This is a genomic window from Azospirillum baldaniorum (assembly GCF_003119195.2).
GTDB classification, from domain to species: domain Bacteria; phylum Pseudomonadota; class Alphaproteobacteria; order Azospirillales; family Azospirillaceae; genus Azospirillum; species Azospirillum baldaniorum.
The window spans coordinates 1,763,193-1,779,258 of the sequence record NZ_CP022253.1 but is presented as its reverse complement, the minus strand read 5'-3'; the positions used below and the strand labels follow the sequence as shown (position 1 = coordinate 1,779,258).

General features: G+C 66.2%; 15 protein-coding genes. 6 read left to right on the top strand and 9 right to left on the bottom strand.

The features are described 5' to 3' along the window. Positions 1 to 131: 131 nt before the first annotated feature. The 5 genes from Sp245p_RS08350 to Sp245p_RS08330 all read right to left on the bottom strand — a co-directional run bounded on the left by Sp245p_RS08350 (position 132) and on the right by Sp245p_RS08330 (position 5,808). Positions 132 to 965, bottom strand: coding sequence for an ABC transporter permease subunit (locus Sp245p_RS08350; RefSeq protein ID WP_014240466.1), 834 nt, complete (start codon positions 963 to 965; stop codon positions 132 to 134). After that, positions 962 to 1,885 (bottom strand): ABC transporter permease subunit, encoded by a 924-nt coding sequence (locus tag Sp245p_RS08345; RefSeq protein WP_014240467.1) that lies wholly within the window; start codon positions 1,883 to 1,885, stop codon positions 962 to 964. The genes Sp245p_RS08350 and Sp245p_RS08345 overlap by 4 nt, the downstream gene beginning before the upstream one ends. After that, the gene (locus Sp245p_RS08340; RefSeq protein WP_014240468.1) at positions 1,882 to 3,045 is read right to left on the bottom strand and encodes an ABC transporter ATP-binding protein; all 1,164 of its coding nucleotides are present in this window, start codon (positions 3,043 to 3,045) and stop codon (positions 1,882 to 1,884) included. The genes Sp245p_RS08345 and Sp245p_RS08340 overlap by 4 nt, the downstream gene beginning before the upstream one ends. A 99-nt stretch (positions 3,046 to 3,144) precedes the next feature. After that, positions 3,145 to 4,245 carry an extracellular solute-binding protein gene (locus tag Sp245p_RS08335; RefSeq protein ID WP_014240469.1) on the bottom strand — a complete coding sequence of 367 codons (1,101 nt, stop codon included), beginning with the start codon at positions 4,243 to 4,245 and terminating at the stop codon, positions 3,145 to 3,147. A 219-nt stretch (positions 4,246 to 4,464) separates the two neighbouring features. Next, positions 4,465 to 5,808 carry a glutamine synthetase family protein gene (locus Sp245p_RS08330; protein WP_014240470.1) on the bottom strand — a complete coding sequence of 448 codons (1,344 nt, stop codon included), beginning with the start codon at positions 5,806 to 5,808 and terminating at the stop codon, positions 4,465 to 4,467. Positions 5,809 to 5,973: 165 nt separating this feature from the next. Here Sp245p_RS08330 and Sp245p_RS08325 point away from each other — a divergent pair, with 165 nt between their 5' ends. From Sp245p_RS08325 to Sp245p_RS08315, 3 genes are all read left to right on the top strand, one after another. After that, on the top strand, positions 5,974 to 7,254 hold the full coding sequence (locus tag Sp245p_RS08325) for an NAD(P)/FAD-dependent oxidoreductase (protein ID WP_014240471.1): 1,281 nt from the start codon (positions 5,974 to 5,976) through the stop codon (positions 7,252 to 7,254). A 35-nt stretch (positions 7,255 to 7,289) separates the two neighbouring features. After that, entirely contained in the window at positions 7,290 to 8,309 is a 1,020-nt protein-coding gene (locus tag Sp245p_RS08320; protein WP_014240472.1) for a hypothetical protein, read from the top strand. A gap of 258 nt (positions 8,310 to 8,567) precedes the next feature. Further along, positions 8,568 to 9,794: a ferredoxin reductase family protein gene (locus Sp245p_RS08315; protein ID WP_244439290.1), complete on the top strand. Its 1,227-nt coding sequence runs from the start codon at positions 8,568 to 8,570 to the stop codon at positions 9,792 to 9,794. A 13-nt stretch (positions 9,795 to 9,807) separates the two neighbouring features. Here Sp245p_RS08315 and Sp245p_RS08310 read toward each other — a convergent pair whose 3' ends face one another. Continuing rightward, the gene (locus tag Sp245p_RS08310) at positions 9,808 to 11,232 is read right to left on the bottom strand and encodes an FAD-dependent oxidoreductase (protein ID WP_041811073.1); all 1,425 of its coding nucleotides are present in this window, start codon (positions 11,230 to 11,232) and stop codon (positions 9,808 to 9,810) included. A 15-nt stretch (positions 11,233 to 11,247) separates the two neighbouring features. Then, a complete protein-coding gene (locus Sp245p_RS08305) occupies positions 11,248 to 12,354 on the bottom strand; it encodes a polysaccharide pyruvyl transferase family protein (protein WP_198421063.1) in 1,107 nt (368 codons plus the stop codon). A 202-nt stretch (positions 12,355 to 12,556) separates the two neighbouring features. Between Sp245p_RS08305 and Sp245p_RS08300 the strand changes: the two genes are divergently transcribed. Next, the gene (locus Sp245p_RS08300) at positions 12,557 to 13,024 is read left to right on the top strand and encodes an HAD family hydrolase (RefSeq protein WP_014240476.1); all 468 of its coding nucleotides are present in this window, start codon (positions 12,557 to 12,559) and stop codon (positions 13,022 to 13,024) included. Positions 13,025 to 13,030: 6 nt separating this feature from the next. Here the strand turns inward: Sp245p_RS08300 and Sp245p_RS08295 are convergent, their stop codons facing one another. Beyond that, positions 13,031 to 14,020, bottom strand: coding sequence for a TerC family protein (locus tag Sp245p_RS08295; RefSeq protein ID WP_014240477.1), 990 nt, complete (start codon positions 14,018 to 14,020; stop codon positions 13,031 to 13,033). A gap of 321 nt (positions 14,021 to 14,341) precedes the next feature. Here Sp245p_RS08295 and Sp245p_RS08290 point away from each other — a divergent pair, with 321 nt between their 5' ends. Together Sp245p_RS08290 and Sp245p_RS08285 are read left to right on the top strand one after the other, a co-directional pair. After that, on the top strand, positions 14,342 to 14,668 hold the full coding sequence (locus tag Sp245p_RS08290; protein WP_275042728.1) for an HU family DNA-binding protein: 327 nt from the start codon (positions 14,342 to 14,344) through the stop codon (positions 14,666 to 14,668). Between the two features lie 68 nt (positions 14,669 to 14,736). Further along, positions 14,737 to 15,147: a Ros/MucR family transcriptional regulator gene (locus Sp245p_RS08285; protein ID WP_014240479.1), complete on the top strand. Its 411-nt coding sequence runs from the start codon at positions 14,737 to 14,739 to the stop codon at positions 15,145 to 15,147. Positions 15,148 to 15,359: 212 nt separating this feature from the next. Here the strand turns inward: Sp245p_RS08285 and Sp245p_RS08280 are convergent, their stop codons facing one another. After that, entirely contained in the window at positions 15,360 to 15,884 is a 525-nt protein-coding gene (locus tag Sp245p_RS08280) for a GNAT family N-acetyltransferase (RefSeq protein ID WP_109138452.1), read from the bottom strand. Positions 15,885 to 16,066: the final 182 nt, after the last annotated feature.

Below are 16,066 nucleotides of genomic sequence, written 5' to 3'. Positions count from 1 at the left end.
CACGATACGACCTCATTCGCTGTTGCAGATGCCAATACAATAGCAAATGCAACGGCAAACGGCCACCCCGCCGTCTGCGGCCTGATGGCATAGCCCCTATGAGGCGGTGTTTGGGGGTGACAGGGGGCTTTTCAGCCGCCCTGCACCGCCATCTGCTCGTCCCGCTTCCGCTGACGGTCCTGCCGCGCCATGACCAGGCTGGCGATGAAAATGCCGGTGGCGACCACCACCATCATCAGCGTCGCCAGCGCGTTGATCTGCGGGCTGATGCCGAACTTCACGCTGGAGAAGATGACCATCGGCAGCGTGGTGGAGCCCGGACCCGACACGAAGCTGGCGACCACCACGTCGTCGAGCGACAGGGTGAAGGCGAGCAGCCAGCCCGACACGATGGCCGGCGCGATGATCGGCAGCGTGATGACGAAGAACACCTTGGCCGGGCGGGCGCCGAGATCCATCGCCGCCTCCTCCAGGCTCTCGTCCAGGCTGACGAGGCGCGATTGGATGATGACCGCCACATAGGCCATGGTGAAGGTGGTGTGGGCGATGGTGATCGTCGTCATGCCGCGGCCGTCCGGCCAGCCGATGGCCTGCTCCAGCGCCACGAACAGCAGCAGAAGCGACAGGCCAGTGATGACCTCCGGCATGACCAGCGGCGCGGTGATCATGCCGCCGAACAGCGTCCGCCCGCGGAAGCGCCCGAAGCGCGCCAGCGCCAGACCGGCAACGGTGCCGAGCACCACCGACGCGGTGGCCGACATCGCCGCCACCTTGAGCGACAGCCAGGCCGCCCCGAGAAGCTGGTCGTTCTGCAGCAGCTCCGCGTACCATTTGGTGGAGAAGCCGCCCCACACCGTGACCAGCCGCGACTCGTTGAAGGAGTAGAAGATCAGCAGCGCGATCGGCACGTAGAGGAAGGCGTAGCCGAACCACAGCGCCCAGGCCAGTTTTCCCATCTGCTTCATCGCCCGGCCTCCGTCTGGCGTCCCTGGACATGCTGGAAGACCATGATCGGCACCACCAGGAACAGCAGGAGCGCGATGGCCACCGCCGAGGCGACGGGCCAGTCGCGGTTGGCGAAGAACTCGTTCCACAGCACACGGCCGATCATCAGCGTGTCCGGACCGCCCAGCAGCTCCGGAGTCACGAACTCGCCGACCGAGGGGATGAAGACCAGCAGCGACCCGGCGATGATGCCCGGCAGCGACAGCGGCAGAGTCACCGTCAGGAACGCCTTCCAGGGCCGGCAGCCGAGGTCCGCCGCCGCCTCCAGCAGCGTCGGGTCGAGCTTCTCCAGAGTCGCGTAGAGCGGCAGCACCATGAAGGGCAGATAGCAGTAGGTCATGCCGATGTAGACGGCCCAGTCCGAGTAGAGCAGCTCGAACGGCTCCGTCGTCAGGCCGGTCCATTGCAGCAGGTTGTCCACCACCCCATTGGCCTTCAGGATACCGATCCAGGCGTAGATGCGGATCAGGAAGCTGGTCCAGAAGGGCAGGATGACCAGCATCATCAGCGGCCCGCGCCTGGACGGCTCCGCCCGGGCGATGGCGTAGGCCATGGGGTAGCCCAGCAGCAGGCAGCAGACGGTGGTGACCAGCGCGATCTTCACCGAGTTCAGATAGGCCAGGATGTAGAGGTCGTCCCCGCCCAGCCGCAGGTAGTTGGACAGGTTCAGCAGGATCTGGAGCTTGGTCGTGCCCGCGTCCTCGTCCACCAGCCAGTCGATCAGCGGCGCGTAGGGCGGCTGCGCCAGCATCGCCTCCGACAGGCTGATGCCGAACACGATCAGGAAGGGCACCAGGAAGAACAGCAGAAGCCACAGGTAGGGGATGGCGACCACCACCCCCCGCCCCCACAGGCCGATCCGGCGCAGAAGGTCGATCATTGCGTCAGCACCACCCCGGCGAAGGGACGCCAGCTCAGGTGCACCTCGTCGTCCCAGGTGATGGGCATCTCGGTGCGCCGCACTACGTTGGGCGCCGTGACGCGCACCGTCTTTCCCGTCTTCAGTTCCACCAGATAGATCGACACGTCGCCGAGATAGGCGATCTCGCGCACGATCCCGCTGGTGACGTTGCGCCCGTCGGCGTTGGTCGCGGCGTTGGCCGGCGGCTCCTTGCTCAGCGCGATCTTCTCCGGACGGACGGCAACGCCCACCGTGGCGCCGGCGGGGACCGCCACCGCGTGGTTGATGTAGAGGTCGCAGCCGGCGTCCTCGGAGCGGATCAGCACATGGTCGGCCTGATCCTCCACCACCCTGCCCTCGAACATGTTCACCGAACCGATGAATTCGGCGACGAAGCGGGACTGCGGGTATTCGTAGATCTCGGTCGGCGTGCCGGTCTGGGCGATGACGCCGTGGTTCATGACGGCGATTCGCGAGGACATGGTCATCGCCTCCTCCTGGTCGTGGGTGACCACGATGAAGGTGACGCCCAGCTTCTCCTGGATGTTGACCAGCTCGAACTGGGTCCGCTCGCGCAGCCGCTTGTCCAGTGCGCCCAGCGGCTCGTCAAGCAGAAGCAGCTTCGGCCGCTTGACCAGGGAGCGGGCCAGCGCCACGCGCTGCCGCTGACCGCCGGAGAGCTGGTGCGGCTTGCGCTTGCCGAATTGGCCGAGCTGGACGAGGTCGAGGATCGCCCCTACCCGTTCCTTGATCTCGGCCTTGGCGACGCCGTCCTGCTTCAGGCCGAAGGCGACGTTCTGCTCCACCGACATGTGCGGGAACAGGGCGTAGGACTGGAACATCATGTTGACCGGCCGCTCGTAGGGCGGGATTCCGGCCATGTCGACGCCGTCGATGAAGATCTTGCCCTCGGTCGGCGTCTCGAACCCGGCCAGCATGCGCAGCAGGGTCGTCTTTCCGGAGCCGGAGCCGCCCAGCAGGGCGAAGAACTCGCCCCGGTAGATCGACAGGCTGACCTCGTCCACAGCGACGAAATCGCCGAAGGTCTTGGTCACCTTCTCGATTCGCACATAGGGCTTCTGTCCCGGGTCCTGCCAGGGTTCCAGGCGCGTGGGCTTGCGGATCGGCTGGACGGCCATGCGGCTCCTCTCGGCGTCCTCTTCTCATGGGAACGCCCCGGCCGTTCCCGATGGGAAACGACCAGGGCGCGTGTCGTGCGTGCCGGTTCGCGGCTGCGCTTACTTGCCGGTCTTGACCTTGGTCCAGACGCGGGTGCGGGCGCGGTCGGTGGTCTGCTTGATCGACTTCAGGGCGAACAGCTTGAGGCTGCTGTTCTCCGGCAGGAAGACGGCGGGGTTGGTCTTCACACCCTCGTCAACCGAGGCCAGCGAGGCCGGAACGGCGTTGGCGTAGCTGACCGTATTGGACACCGCCGCGATGTTCGCCGGGTCCAGGATGAAGTTGATGTAGGCGTGCGCGCCCTCCTTGTTCGGCGCATCCGCCGGGATGGCCAGCGTGTCCCACCACACCTGCACGCCTTCCTTCGGCGTGATGTATTCGACCTTCACGCCGTTCTTGGCTTCCTCGGCGCGGGCGGCACCCTGGATGGCGTCGCCGTTGTAGGCCATGACGACGCAGGCGTCGCCGCCCGCCAGGATGTTGATGTTCTGGCCGGTGACGAACTGCTTGATGTAGGGGCGGACCGCCAGCAGCGTCTTCTCGACCTTGTCCAGATCCTCCTTCTTCTCGGAATTCGGATCGAGGCCGAGGTAATTCAGCACCGACGGGATCACGTCGATGGCCGAATCCATCACGGTGATGCCGCAGGCCGCGACCTTCTTCGCCACCTCCGGCTTGAAGATCAGGTCCCAGCTGTCGAGTGGGACGTCGGGGGCGACGGCCTTGATCTTCTCCGGGATGATGGCGATGCCGACCGTGCCGCCCAGATAGGGCACGGCGAACTTGTTGCCGGGGTCCGAGTTCTCGAGGAGCTTGAGAACCTTCGGATCGACGTTCTTCAGGTTCGGGATCTTCGCCTTGTCGAGCGGCGCCACGACCTTCGCCTGGATCATGCGCGACAGGGTCGGCTCGGCGGTCGGGACGATCACGTCATAGCCCGACTTGCCGACCAGCACCTTCTGCTCCAGCAACTCAAGGCTGTCGTAGAGGTCCACCTTGGTGTCGTAGCCGGTGGCCTTGGTGAAGTCCGCCAGCGTCGATTCGCCCAGATAGTCGTTCCAGATGTAGATGTTGACCGGCTTCTTGGCCTGGGCCAGCGCCGGCCCGGCGATGGCGATCGCCGCGACGGCGCCGATGACGCTGAGAGCGAAACGTTTCATGCAGAAAGCCCCCGAATTCTGGATCGTTCGTCAGTTCGTGACTGGTCGACTTTTTTCCATTCGACGTGGGGGGCGGCGCGCATCGCGCAGCGTCCCCGGCGCGAGCGCTATTGCACCCACGGGGGGGTTCGTTGTCAACGATTTGCGGGTGGTTTTGCGGGTTTTGCGGAACGCAAACGCCCCCTTCCGCGGCAGCGGCGGAAGGGGGCGGAAAAATGCTCAAACGTTCAGCAGAAGATTTTCGCGCTCCCAGGAGCTGATCACCCGGTGATAGGCCTCGTACTCGGCCTCCTTCACGCAGGTCACCGCGTCCAGGAACTTCTCGCCCAGCACCTCTTTCAGCGGCTTGCAGGCGTTGAACTTCTGGAGCGCGTCGCCCTGGTGGCGCGGCAGGGTGAAGGCGAGCCGGTAGGCGGAGCCCTTCACCGGGTCGGTCGGCTCCAGCCCCTGGGCCATGCCGAGATAGCCGCAGGCCAGCGACGCGGCGATGGCGAGGTACGGATTCGCGTCGGCGCCGGCCACCCGGTTCTCCACCCGGCGCGAATCGGCGGGCGAGACGGGAACGCGCAGGCCGGTGGTGCGGTTGTCGCGACCCCAATGCACGTTGATCGGCGCGTCGGAGTTCGGCACCAGCCGCCGGTAGGAGTTCACGTTCGGCGCCAGCAGCGGCATCGCGTAGGGCAAATACTTCTGGAGGCCGGCGATGTGCGACATGAACAGCGGCGTGTCCGCCCCGTTGGCGTCGGAGAACAGGTTGCGCCCGGAATCCGCATCGACCACCGACTGGTGGATGTGCATGGCGCTGCCCGGCTCGTTCTGCATCGGCTTGGCCATGAAGGTCGCGTAGACCTGATGGCGCAGTGCCGCCTCGCGCGCCGTGCGCTTGAACAGGAAGGCCTGGTCGGCCAGCTCCAGCGCGTCGCCGTGGTTGAAGTTGATCTCGATCTGCGCCGCCCCGGCCTCGTGGGTCAGGGTGTCGATGTCGATGTCCTGCGCCTCGCAGAAGTCGTAGACCATCTCGAAGATCGGATCGAACTCGTTCACCGCGTCGATGCCGAAGGCCTGCCGTCCGCTCTCCACGCGCCCGTTGCGGCCGACCGGCGGCACCAGCGGGTAGTCGGGGTCCTTGTTGACCTGGACGAGGAAGAACTCCAGTTCCGGGGCCACCATCGGCTTCCAGCCGCGCTCCTCGTAGAGCGACAGCACCCGCTTCAGGACATGGCGGGGCGAGAAGTTCACCGGGCTGCCGTCGGCGTACACGCAGTCGGTGATGACCTGGGCGGTCGGCTCCTCGTACCAGGGGACGAAGCGGATCGTCCGCTCGTCCGGGATCATGTAGATGTCGGAATTCTCATCCGAGGTGACCGAATCGTCCTCCGGATACTCCCCGGTCACGGTCTGGACGAAGATCGCCTCGGGCAGCCGCAGACCACGGTCGCGCAGGATGCGCAGGAACTTCTCGGCGGGCACGATCTTGCCGCGCGCGATGCCCGACATGTCGGGCACGAGGCATTCCACTTCGGTGATGCGGTTCTTCTTGATGAAGTCTTCCATGAAACCCATGAACGTATGGACCGCACCGGACGGTGGGCAGCCCCTCCCTGCTGTGAACGACCGCCTTACTATGATCCCGCACCCCCTCCTCGCGCCAGAGGGGAACAAAGATCCTGCCCATATGACCGCTGGAATCATTGACGGGGCGGGGGTCCCTCCCCTAACTCGGCGATCATGCCGCCATCATCACACATCCGCTCGTGGTACGCCGACACCGCGACTCCATACCCGCAGCACCCGGTGCTGGAGGACTCGCTGTCCTGCGACGTCTGCGTGGTCGGCGGCGGCTACACCGGGCTGATGACCGCGCTGGAATTGGCCGAGCAGGGCTACGACGTGGTTCTGCTGGAAGCCAACCGCGTCGGCTGGGGGGCGTCGGGCCGCAACGGCGGGCAGATCATCACCGGCTACAACAAGTCGATGAGCACCATCGAGCGCTGGGTCGGGAAAGAGGACGCGCGGCGGCTGTGGGACCTCGGCGAGGAATCCAAGGCGCTGCTGGCGGAGCGGGTGGCCAGGCACGCCATTCCCTGCGACCTCACCTGGGGCTTCGCCCACGCGGCGGTGAAGCCGCGCCACATGGACGACGTGGCCGCGATGGAGCGCGAGATGCGCGACGACTACGGCTACAACAAGGTCCGCGCGCTCGACCGCGAGGCCATGCGGGCGGTGGTGGGCAGCGACGCCTATGTCGGCGGGCTGGCCGACGACGGAAGCGGCCATCTGCACCCGCTGAACTACGCGCTGGGCCTCGCCAGCGCCGCCGCCCGGGCCGGCGTGCGCATCTTCGAGGACAGCCGGGTCACCGCCATCGACACCGGGGATCGTCCCGTAGCCAGCACCGCGATGGGACGGGTGACGGCGCGCTTCCTCGTGCTGGCCGGGAACGCCTATCTCGGGGCGCTGGCACCGCGCCTGTCGGCCGTGGTGATGCCGGTCGCCACCTACATGATCGCCACCGAGCCGCTGGGCGAGGCGACCGCGGCCTCCCTGCTGCCGACCAATATCGCGGTCAGCGACATGAACTTCGTGCTGAACTACTTCCGGCGTTCCGCCGACCACCGGCTGCTGTTCGGTGGCGGCGTCAGCTATTCCGGGCTGGACGCGCCGGGGCTGAAGATCGCCATGCGGTCCAAGATGCTGGCGGTCTTTCCGCAGCTCCGCGGCTCGGCGGTCGATCATTTCTGGGGCGGCCATGTCGCCATCACCATGAATCGCATGCCGCAGGTCGGGCGGCTGACGCCGACCACCTATTTCGCCCACGGCTATTCCGGACATGGGGTGGCGCTGGCCGGCATGGCCGGTCGGGTCATGGCGGAGGCGATCCGCGGCACGGCCGAGCGGTTCGACGTGTTCGCCCGCGTGCCCCACCTGCCCTTCCCCGGCGGGCGGCGATTCCGCACACCGGCGCTTGTCCTCGCGATGCTCTGGTTCCGGCTGCGCGATCTGCTGTAACCTCCCCGTCCCATTCCCGCTTCCGGTCCCCGCCCATGTCCGATGTCCCCGATCCCGAAACCGGAAGCACGGAAGCTGCCGAGGCGACGCCCGCCCCCGCAGTAAGCGATGCCGCCCCCGCGGCGCCGATGCGGGACACGCATTTCGATTTCGAGCACAAGGTGTTCAGCCTGTCCGGAGCCTTCTTCTGCATCGACCCCTCCTCCAAGCAGCCGGTGCTCCACATCCTGCTGGGGGATCTGAAGGCCGCCCTGCCCTTCAACACGCTGATGGAATCCTTCGACATCAAGGAGGACAGCCGCGACTCCAAGCTGCTGGATGTGGTGGAGAAGGGCTTGGCCTATGTGAAGCAGATCCGCCCCGGCGAGCAGATTCCCGGGGAGTTGCTGGACGGCCGCGCCTCCTGGTCAGTTGAGGAGAAGCACCGGACCATCGCACGGGGACGTCTGACGGTGCAGCTCGTCTCCTCGATCTCCGGAAGCGAGATGATCGTGGTGAAGGCCGACGAGTTGGAGCAGATCGTCGAGGACCCGCAGACCAAGCAGCGCGTCAAGGCCGCCTTCAAGGACATCGCGGCGAAGCTCAACCTGAAGGACAATTACGAGCAGTACCTGACCGACCGCATCGAGGATCTGACTCAGGAGCTGTCCTACATCGAGGCGCTGCGCGACCGCTTCAACGCCATCAGCGCCATCAGCGGCAAGTTGACCCGACTGACCCAGATCTACCGGACCGATCGCACCCTGTGCAACGAGGTCGCGCGCATGCAGGGGCTGCTGGGCAAGCCGCTCAAGGACTATGATGCCATCTTCGAGCAGGCGGATGCCCAGACCGGCGAGATCTTCGGCGCGCTGAAGTCCTTCGACACCACCGTGACCTTCATCCGCAAGATCCGCGACGACCTGCGCGCCCGGCTTCTGGAATGGGAGGACATCCTCCAGGCCTGGGACACCACGCCGGTGGAGAAGTCGACAGCCATCGAGCAGTTGCAAAAGCAGACCTACCGCTTTCTCGCCAACCGCTTCATGGAAACCAAGGTCTGGATTCGCAAGTAACCGGATGCGCCGCCCTCCCCCGCCATTGTCGTGGCCGAAGATTCGAATGGCTGCGATGATCGGAATCGGCTTGTCACCGGAAAGGCGATAGCGAAGCATTCCTCCATCCGCACCTTGACGGTGGCCGACACGGAGGATGTCGCCATGACAAGGATCAAACTGTCTTTATGGGGTATTTTAACCCTTCTCACGATGTTATGGCTTGCCGCTGAACCCGGCGTGTTTTCGGCGGACAGCTTTTTCGGTCTTCGCGCTGCATTGGTTCAGTACAGCGGAATCATCGCCATCGGCTGCATGGGCATGGCGACGATCCTGGCGCTGCGGCCGCGCTGGCCGGAGGCGTGGTTCGGCGGTCTCGACAAGATGTACCGTCTGCACAAATGGCTGGGCATTGCCGGCCTCGTCGCGGCGGTCGTTCATTGGCTGTGGGCCCAGGGGCCGAAATGGGCGGTGGGCTGGGGGTGGCTGGCCCGGCCGCAACGGGGACCGCGGGCCATTCCCGACAGTTCCCTCGAACAGTCGCTCCGCAGCCTGCGCGGCACCGCCGAATGGCTCGGCGAATGGGCCTTCTACGCGGCGGTGCTGCTGATCGCGCTGGCTCTGTTCAAACGCCTCCCCTACCGGCTGTTCTTCAAGACGCACCGCCTGCTGGCGATCACCTATCTCGTGCTGGTTTTCCACGCCGTCGTGCTGACCGACTTCGTCTACTGGAGCGCGCCCATCGGCTGGGTGATGGCGCCGCTGCTCGCCGCCAGCGCGTGGGCTGCCATCGTCGTGCTCCTCGGCCGGGTCGCCGCCGACCGGCGGGTTCCGGGCACGATCAGCGCCCTCCATTACTTTCCGGGCGTGCGCACGCTGGAGGTCGCCATCGACGTTCCGCAGGGCTGGCCGGGCCACAAGGCGGGCCAGTTCGCCTTCGCCACCTCGGACAGGGCGGAGGGTGCCCATCCCTACACCATCGCCTCGGCCTGGAACGACGCCGAGCGCCGGATCACCTTCGTGGTCAAGGAGCTTGGCGACCACACCCGGCGGCTGCGGGAACGGCTGGCGGTCGGCCAAGCGGTGACGGTGGAAGGTCCCTACGGCTGCTTCACCTTCGACGATTCATGCCCACACCAGATCTGGGTGGGCGGCGGGATCGGCGTCACACCCTTCATCGCCCGCATGAAGTTTCTGGCGGCAAGCGTCGAACGGCCACGGCAAACCATCGATTTCTTCCACACCACCAGCGAGTACGACGGGGACGCGATCGCGAAGCTCACCGCCGACGCGACGGCGGCGGGGGTTCGCCTCCATGTCCTGATCGACAGCCGCGACGGCCGCCTGGACGGCGAGCGCATCCGTGCGCTGGTGCCGGAATGGCGCGACGCCAGCGTCTGGTTCTGCGGCCCGACGGGCTTCGGGCAAGCGCTGCGGCACGACTTCGCGTCCCACGGCCTGCCGGTGGACCAGCGCTTCCACCAGGAACTCTTCGCGATGCGCTGACCCCAAGGAAGCCTTACGCCTCCGGTTCGCGCAGCAGAGCCCCCTGGCGCAGCAGTTCGCGCTGGATGGCGCCGACCGGGATGTCGCGGGTGCGCTCGCCGCGCCGCGCCGCCATCGACGCGCAGACCCCGGCGGCCTGCCCCGTCGCCATGCAGGTGGGCGTCACCCGGTAGGAGGAATGGGCCTCGTGGCTGCCGGAGATGCAGCGTCCGGCCACCAGCAGCCTCTCCGTCCCCTTGGGCAGAAGCGCCCGCATCGGCACCTCGTACCATTCGCCGGAGGGCACGCGCTTCAGCACCGTGCCGCGGCCCGTCGGGCTGTGGATGTCCACCGGGTAGGTGCCCCGCGCGATGGCGTCCTTGAACTTGGCCGCGCCCAGCACGTCGTCCGCGGTCATGGCGTAGTCGCCGACGATGCGCCGCGTCTCGCGGATGCCGATTCCGGTGCCGGTCTGGCAGGTGTAGGAGTCGGCGAAGCCGGGGGCGTATTTGCGCAGGAAATTGGCGATCTGCGCGGCCTGCCGATGGCTCTCCCACTCCGCGCGGGTCAGGTCGAAGACGTCGGTGCCCAGAGCGCCGGTGACCCGCGTGCAGTTCAGGGCGATCTCCCCGGGGTGGGTGGTGGCGAAGAACAGGATGTCCTCGCGCGCCAGATCGAGGTCGCCGTTGGCGGTGGCCTTCGACACGAGGTCCCACAGCCCGTGCACGCCGCGCCATTGCGTCGGATGCTCCCGCACATAGCCGTTGAAGGCGTCGTGGTCGAAGCCGACCATGCGGAACATCAGCGTCATCGGCTGGGTCAGCCCGTCCTCCTCCCGCCCGACCTCATAGTCGCAGCCGGCCAGCGCCGCGATGTCGCCGTCCCCGGTGCAATCGACGATCACGTCGGCCTCGATGACCACCGGGCCGGACTTCGTCTCGAAGACCACCGCGTCGGGCTTGCCCGGCTCGCCGAGAACGGTGGAGGCGAAGGCGTGCAGCAGCACCTTCACCCCGGCTTCGTCGAGGATCTGCTGGGCGGTGACCTTCAGCACCTCCGGGTCGAAGGGAACGGTGAAGCCGGTATCCGGCGAGGGCGGAATGGCCCCCTGGTTGGTGTAGAGCCGGCCCAGGAAGACGGCCAGCGCCCCACCCACCACCGGCTCGCCAGGGCCGTGGTCCTGCGGCATCAGGCGGGTGTTGTCCACGACCGCCACCGATCCGCGCTGGGTGTAGAAGCTCATCCAGGGCATGACGAGGGCGGCCGTGGCGTTGCCGCCGAGGAAGCCGTAACGCTCCACCAGGATGGTGTCGGCCCCCGACTGGGCGGCGCCGATGGCCGCCCCCATGCCGGCCGGACCGCCGCCGACGACGAGCACGTGGCAGCGCGCGACCTTCATGGCGCGGCGCGGCGGCAGGGTGACTGATTCAGGGTTCGGGGGACAGGGCAGGACGGGCAAGACTGGCTCCTTTCGTCATTCCGCTGCTTTGGCCGCTGCTTTGGCCGCCGTTTCGGCGCGCGGCGCCACCGTCTGCAGGGCCAGCGGCGCCGTCTCGCTGGCACGCTCCATCAGCACGGGAATCCTATCGCGCAGCAGTCCCTTCTGCTCCGCGCGGTGGTCCCACAGGCGGTCGAGATCGGCGAGGAAGGTTCCGGCGGTGGTGTGGGACACCGTCGCCCGCGGCTCCAGCCCGATCGAGGACAGAAAATCCGACACCTTGGAGGCGTAGGGGAGCGCGATCAGCGGCGTGCCGGTGATGGCCGCGAAGATCAGGAAATGCAGCCGCATCCCCACGGCCATTTCGAAATGATCCATCAGCCCGATGATCTGGCGCGGCGTGTAGCGGTATTGCAGCAGATGGGCGCGCTCCGACACCGCCATACGGCCCATGACGCGGTGCGCCTCCCGCACGTCGGCGCGCTCCATCGGCACGAACACCACATCGGCGCCGAAGCGCTGCACGATGTAGTCCGCCGCTTCCGCCAACAGCTGGTGATAGGCCGCATCGGTGAGGTCCGGCGCCGCGGCGCCCTGCTCGCGCACCGACAGGCCGACCAGCGGGCGGCCGCGCGGGATGCCGGCCTCGGCGAGCATCTCCTCGGTGAAGGGCTCCGGCTTCAGCAGCAGCGCCGGATCGGCGGTGACCGTCACGGGGACCTGCACGCCGATCTCCTCGATCAGCCGCTTGGCGCTCGGTTCGCGGACGGTGATGCCGGTCATGCGGTCGAGCCCCTCGCGCACCGCATCGCGCTCCACCCGATCCTTCAGCGGACCGACGCCGATGGCGAAGGTGTAGGACGGCACCCCCAGCCTCTGCGCGATGGTGACCTCGCGCAGGTAGGTCTGCGCCTCGCTGTCGTAGAGAATGCCGCCGCCGCCCAGAAGCAGCAGGTCGAGCCGCTCGACCTCCGGCGTGATTTCGTCCTTCATGGCTTCCCGCGGATTCAGAACGCGGTCCACCGCGTGGTTCTCGCGGGTGTGGGCGGCGTTGCGCGAGAAGACGACCACCTCCACCCCCGGCACCGCGGCGCGCAATTGCTCGATGGCCGACGTGAGGATCGCCTCGTCGCCCAAATTCAAGCCGCCGTAAGATCCTGAAATGCCTATGACCGTCATCCGTACCCCCCTGCCGCACCGGAACCGTGCGCCTATGCCTTCGGGTGCAACCCGACCGGCTGGCGAAGGTTCCGTGCGACCGTTAGTCTGCGGTCGCGTTCATCCAGAGTTGGATGGGCTGGACGTTGGTTGGACTGGACGTTGGACCGGCAGGACAAGGCAGACGATGCAGAGATCCAAGCTGTTTCTCGACCTCGACGGCGTTCTGGCCGATTTCGACCGCGGCGTGAAGGCGGTCACCGGCAAACGCCCGGAGGAGATCCCGATGAAGGTCATGTGGCGGGAACTGTCCCGCCATCCCGACTTCTTCGGAACGCTGGAGTTCATGCACGACGCGCGGGATCTCTGGCGATTCTGCGAACCTTACGCCCCGACCATCCTGACCGGCCTGCCGCTCGGCTCCTGGGCGCCGGAGCAGAAGCGGCGCTGGGTCGCCCACATGCTGGGTCCCCATGTGCGGGTCATCACCTGCATGGCCCGCGACAAGCACCGCCATGGAGGGCCAGGCACGGTCCTGGTGGACGACCGCGAAAAGGCCCGCGATCCCTGGACGCAGGCGGGCGGCGACTTCATCCTCCACACCAGCGCAAAGGAGAGCATCGCCGCCCTGAAGCGCCTGGGCTTCACCGGCTGATCGGCGTTACTCCGCCGGCAGCCGCTTGCCCTCGCTGCGCGTCTTGAGAAGCGAGACCACCACGCCGCCCGCGATCAGGGTCAGCGTCACGCCCAGCGAGACCAGCGGGTCCGGCTTGCCGAAGATCTGCGTGTAGAAGATCTTGCCGCCGATGAAGACCAGCACCAGCGCCAGCGCGTATTTCAGGTAACGGAAGCGGTGGACCATCGCCGCCAGCGCGAAGTAGAGCGCGCGCAGGCCGAGGATGGCGAAGATGTTGCTGGTGTAGATGATGTAGGGGTCGGTGGTGATGGCGAAGATCGCCGGCACGCTGTCCACCGCGAAGATCAGGTCGGCGAACTCGACCATCATCAGCGCCAGGAACAGCGGCGTGGCGTAGAGCGCGGTTCGCCCGTCCGGCCCCGCCTCGCGCACGAAGAACCTCTGGCCGCGGAAGCCGTCGGTGATCCGCAGATGACGGTTCAGGAAGCGCAGCGCCGGGCTGGTGGCGAAGTCCGGCTCCTTGTCCACGGCGAACAGCATCTTCACGCCGGTGATCAGCAGGAAGGCGCCGAAGACGTAGAGCACCCAATGGAACTCGCTGACCAGGGCGGCGCCGGCGGCGATCATCAGGCCGCGCATCACGATCACGCCCAGGATGCCCCAGAACAGCACGCGGTGCTGGTAGGCGCGCGGGACCGCGAAGTAGGTGAAGATCAGCGAAATGATGAAGACGTTGTCGAGCGACAGGCTCTTTTCGATGAAGAAGCCCGTGTAGTACTGGGCCGCCGCGGTGTCGCCCATCGACCACCAGACCCAGCCGCCGAACAGCAAGGCGACGGCGATGTAGAAGGCGGAGAGACGGAGGCTTTCCCTGACGCCGATCTCACGGTCGCGGCGGTTGAGGATGCCGAGGTCGAAGGCCAGCAGGGCCAGAACGAGGCCGACGAAGGTCAGCCAGACCCACACCGGCTTTCCCATGAAATCGAGAAAGACGGTGTCGATAAGGGAATCCATAACAAGACCCACTTGATTGCGCTGCGTCTGCAGTGAATTCAAGCGGTATCCGACATCACGGCTGACGCCTCAGCCGTCAGAGGGGCCCGGACCCGAACGCCACGCAAGTGGTGTTGCTGTTTTTGCGTTCAAGGCCCGCGTCCGGCGAGTCGATCAACTATCGACGGAAAACATCCTGCATTTTCCGCTCGTTCATCACCGTTGTGCCGCGGTGGGCGGTCGCTTTGATGCATCCGGGCCACAGGGGACGCAAGAACTCATCATTGGCAAAACACTTAGGGTTGCCTTTCCGGCCATCGCTCTTGTGCCGATGGATTCAATCTGCCAAGAACACGGAAAAATCCACACGCGCACCCGCACCAGGAGTTTCGCATGAACCAGGCCGAGCTCATCGAGACCGTCGCGACCAACGCCGGCATCCGCAAATCCGATGCGGCGAAGGTCGTCCAGTCGGTGTTCGAAGGCATTTCCTCGGCGCTCGGTCGTGGTGAGGATGTGCGCCTCGCCGGATTCGGCATTTTCGAGGTTGCCGAGCGCGCCGCCCGCGAAGGGCGCAACCCGCGCACCGGCGAGGTGGTGCAGATCGCCGCGTCCAAGGCGCCGCGGTTCAAGCCGGCCAAGCAGTTGCGCGACGTGGTGAACGTCTGATCGACCTCGCCCTAATCCAAGGCTGTTCCAAACGGCTGATCCACAGGGGAACGGAGCTGAACGCGGCCATGACCATCGAAGCATCGGAATTGCAGGCCCTGACCGCCAAGGTCGTTGCGGCCTATGTCGGTAACAACACGGTGCCGGTCGCCGACCTGCCGGCGCTCATCCTCAACGTTCAGACGGCCTTCAACGGCCTCGGCGAAGAGAAATCCGCGCCGGCCAAGGCCGAGCTGGTCCCCGTGGTGCCGATCAAGAAGTCGGTGACGCCGGAATACATCATCTGCCTGGAAGACGGGAAAAAGCTGAAGATGCTGAAGCGGCATCTGAAGACCGTCTACGACATGTCCCCGGACGATTACCGCGCCAAGTGGGGCCTGCCGGCGGAGTATCCGATGGTCGCCCCGAACTACGCGAAGGCCCGGTCGGAGATGGCCACAAAGCTCGGTCTGGGCCGCAAGCGGGTGGTCCAGGACTGATCACCTTCCCCAGACCGTACACTCAATGGCGGGCGCATCCTGGGGATGCGCCCGTTCTTGCGTTCAGCGGTGATGGATGGCGTCAGCAGAACGAGCAAGACGCACCTGGGTGACAACGCTGTGTGGTGGGACACACCTCCATGCCCTTCCGCCGCGTTTCCTCGCTGAGCCCGGACCGTTGGGCAAATCACCGGCCGTTTCGCCCAGTTCCGTCAATGCCCGTCAGGCGGTGACGCCTCCCCGTTGCCGAGCGGGCGCTGCATCAGGACGCTGTCCACCCAGCGCCCGAACTTGAACCCCACCGCCTTCAGCAGGCCCGCCGGCTCGAAGCCCAGGCTACGGTGCAGACCGATGGACGACGCGTTTGCGCTGTCGCCGATCACCGCGATCATCTGGCGGCACCCAGCCTCCTCACAGCGGTCGATCACCGTCGAGAGCAAAGCCCGGCCGGCACCGCGCCCCATGCAGTCCGGATCGAGATAAATCGAATCCTCGACGCTGTAACGGTAGGCGGTGCGCAGCCGGTAGGGACCGGCATAGGCATAGCCTATGACCCTCCCGCCCATCTCCGCAACGATATAGGGCATACCCCGGGCCAGCACGTCGTCCCGCCGACGGGCAAGCTCTTCCAGGCTGGGTGGGACTTCCTCGAAGCTGGCCGCACCGGTCAGGACATGATGAGCGTAGATCGCCTGGATGCGCTCCAGATCGTCCAGTCGGCTGCTGCGAATGTTCATGGTGGGGCCTCTCGCTTTGCGTCGTCCTGAGTTTCCCTCCGAAATTGCACGCCCGCAAGCCCGTGGAACACAAGCGTCGCCGCGGACCGATCCTGCACCGCCCCACCCTTCCCTGAGGAAGCTCCTATGTCGAAAGGCCGATCGAACTAGCCTGTATGGCCATGCCTTATGAAATGGATACC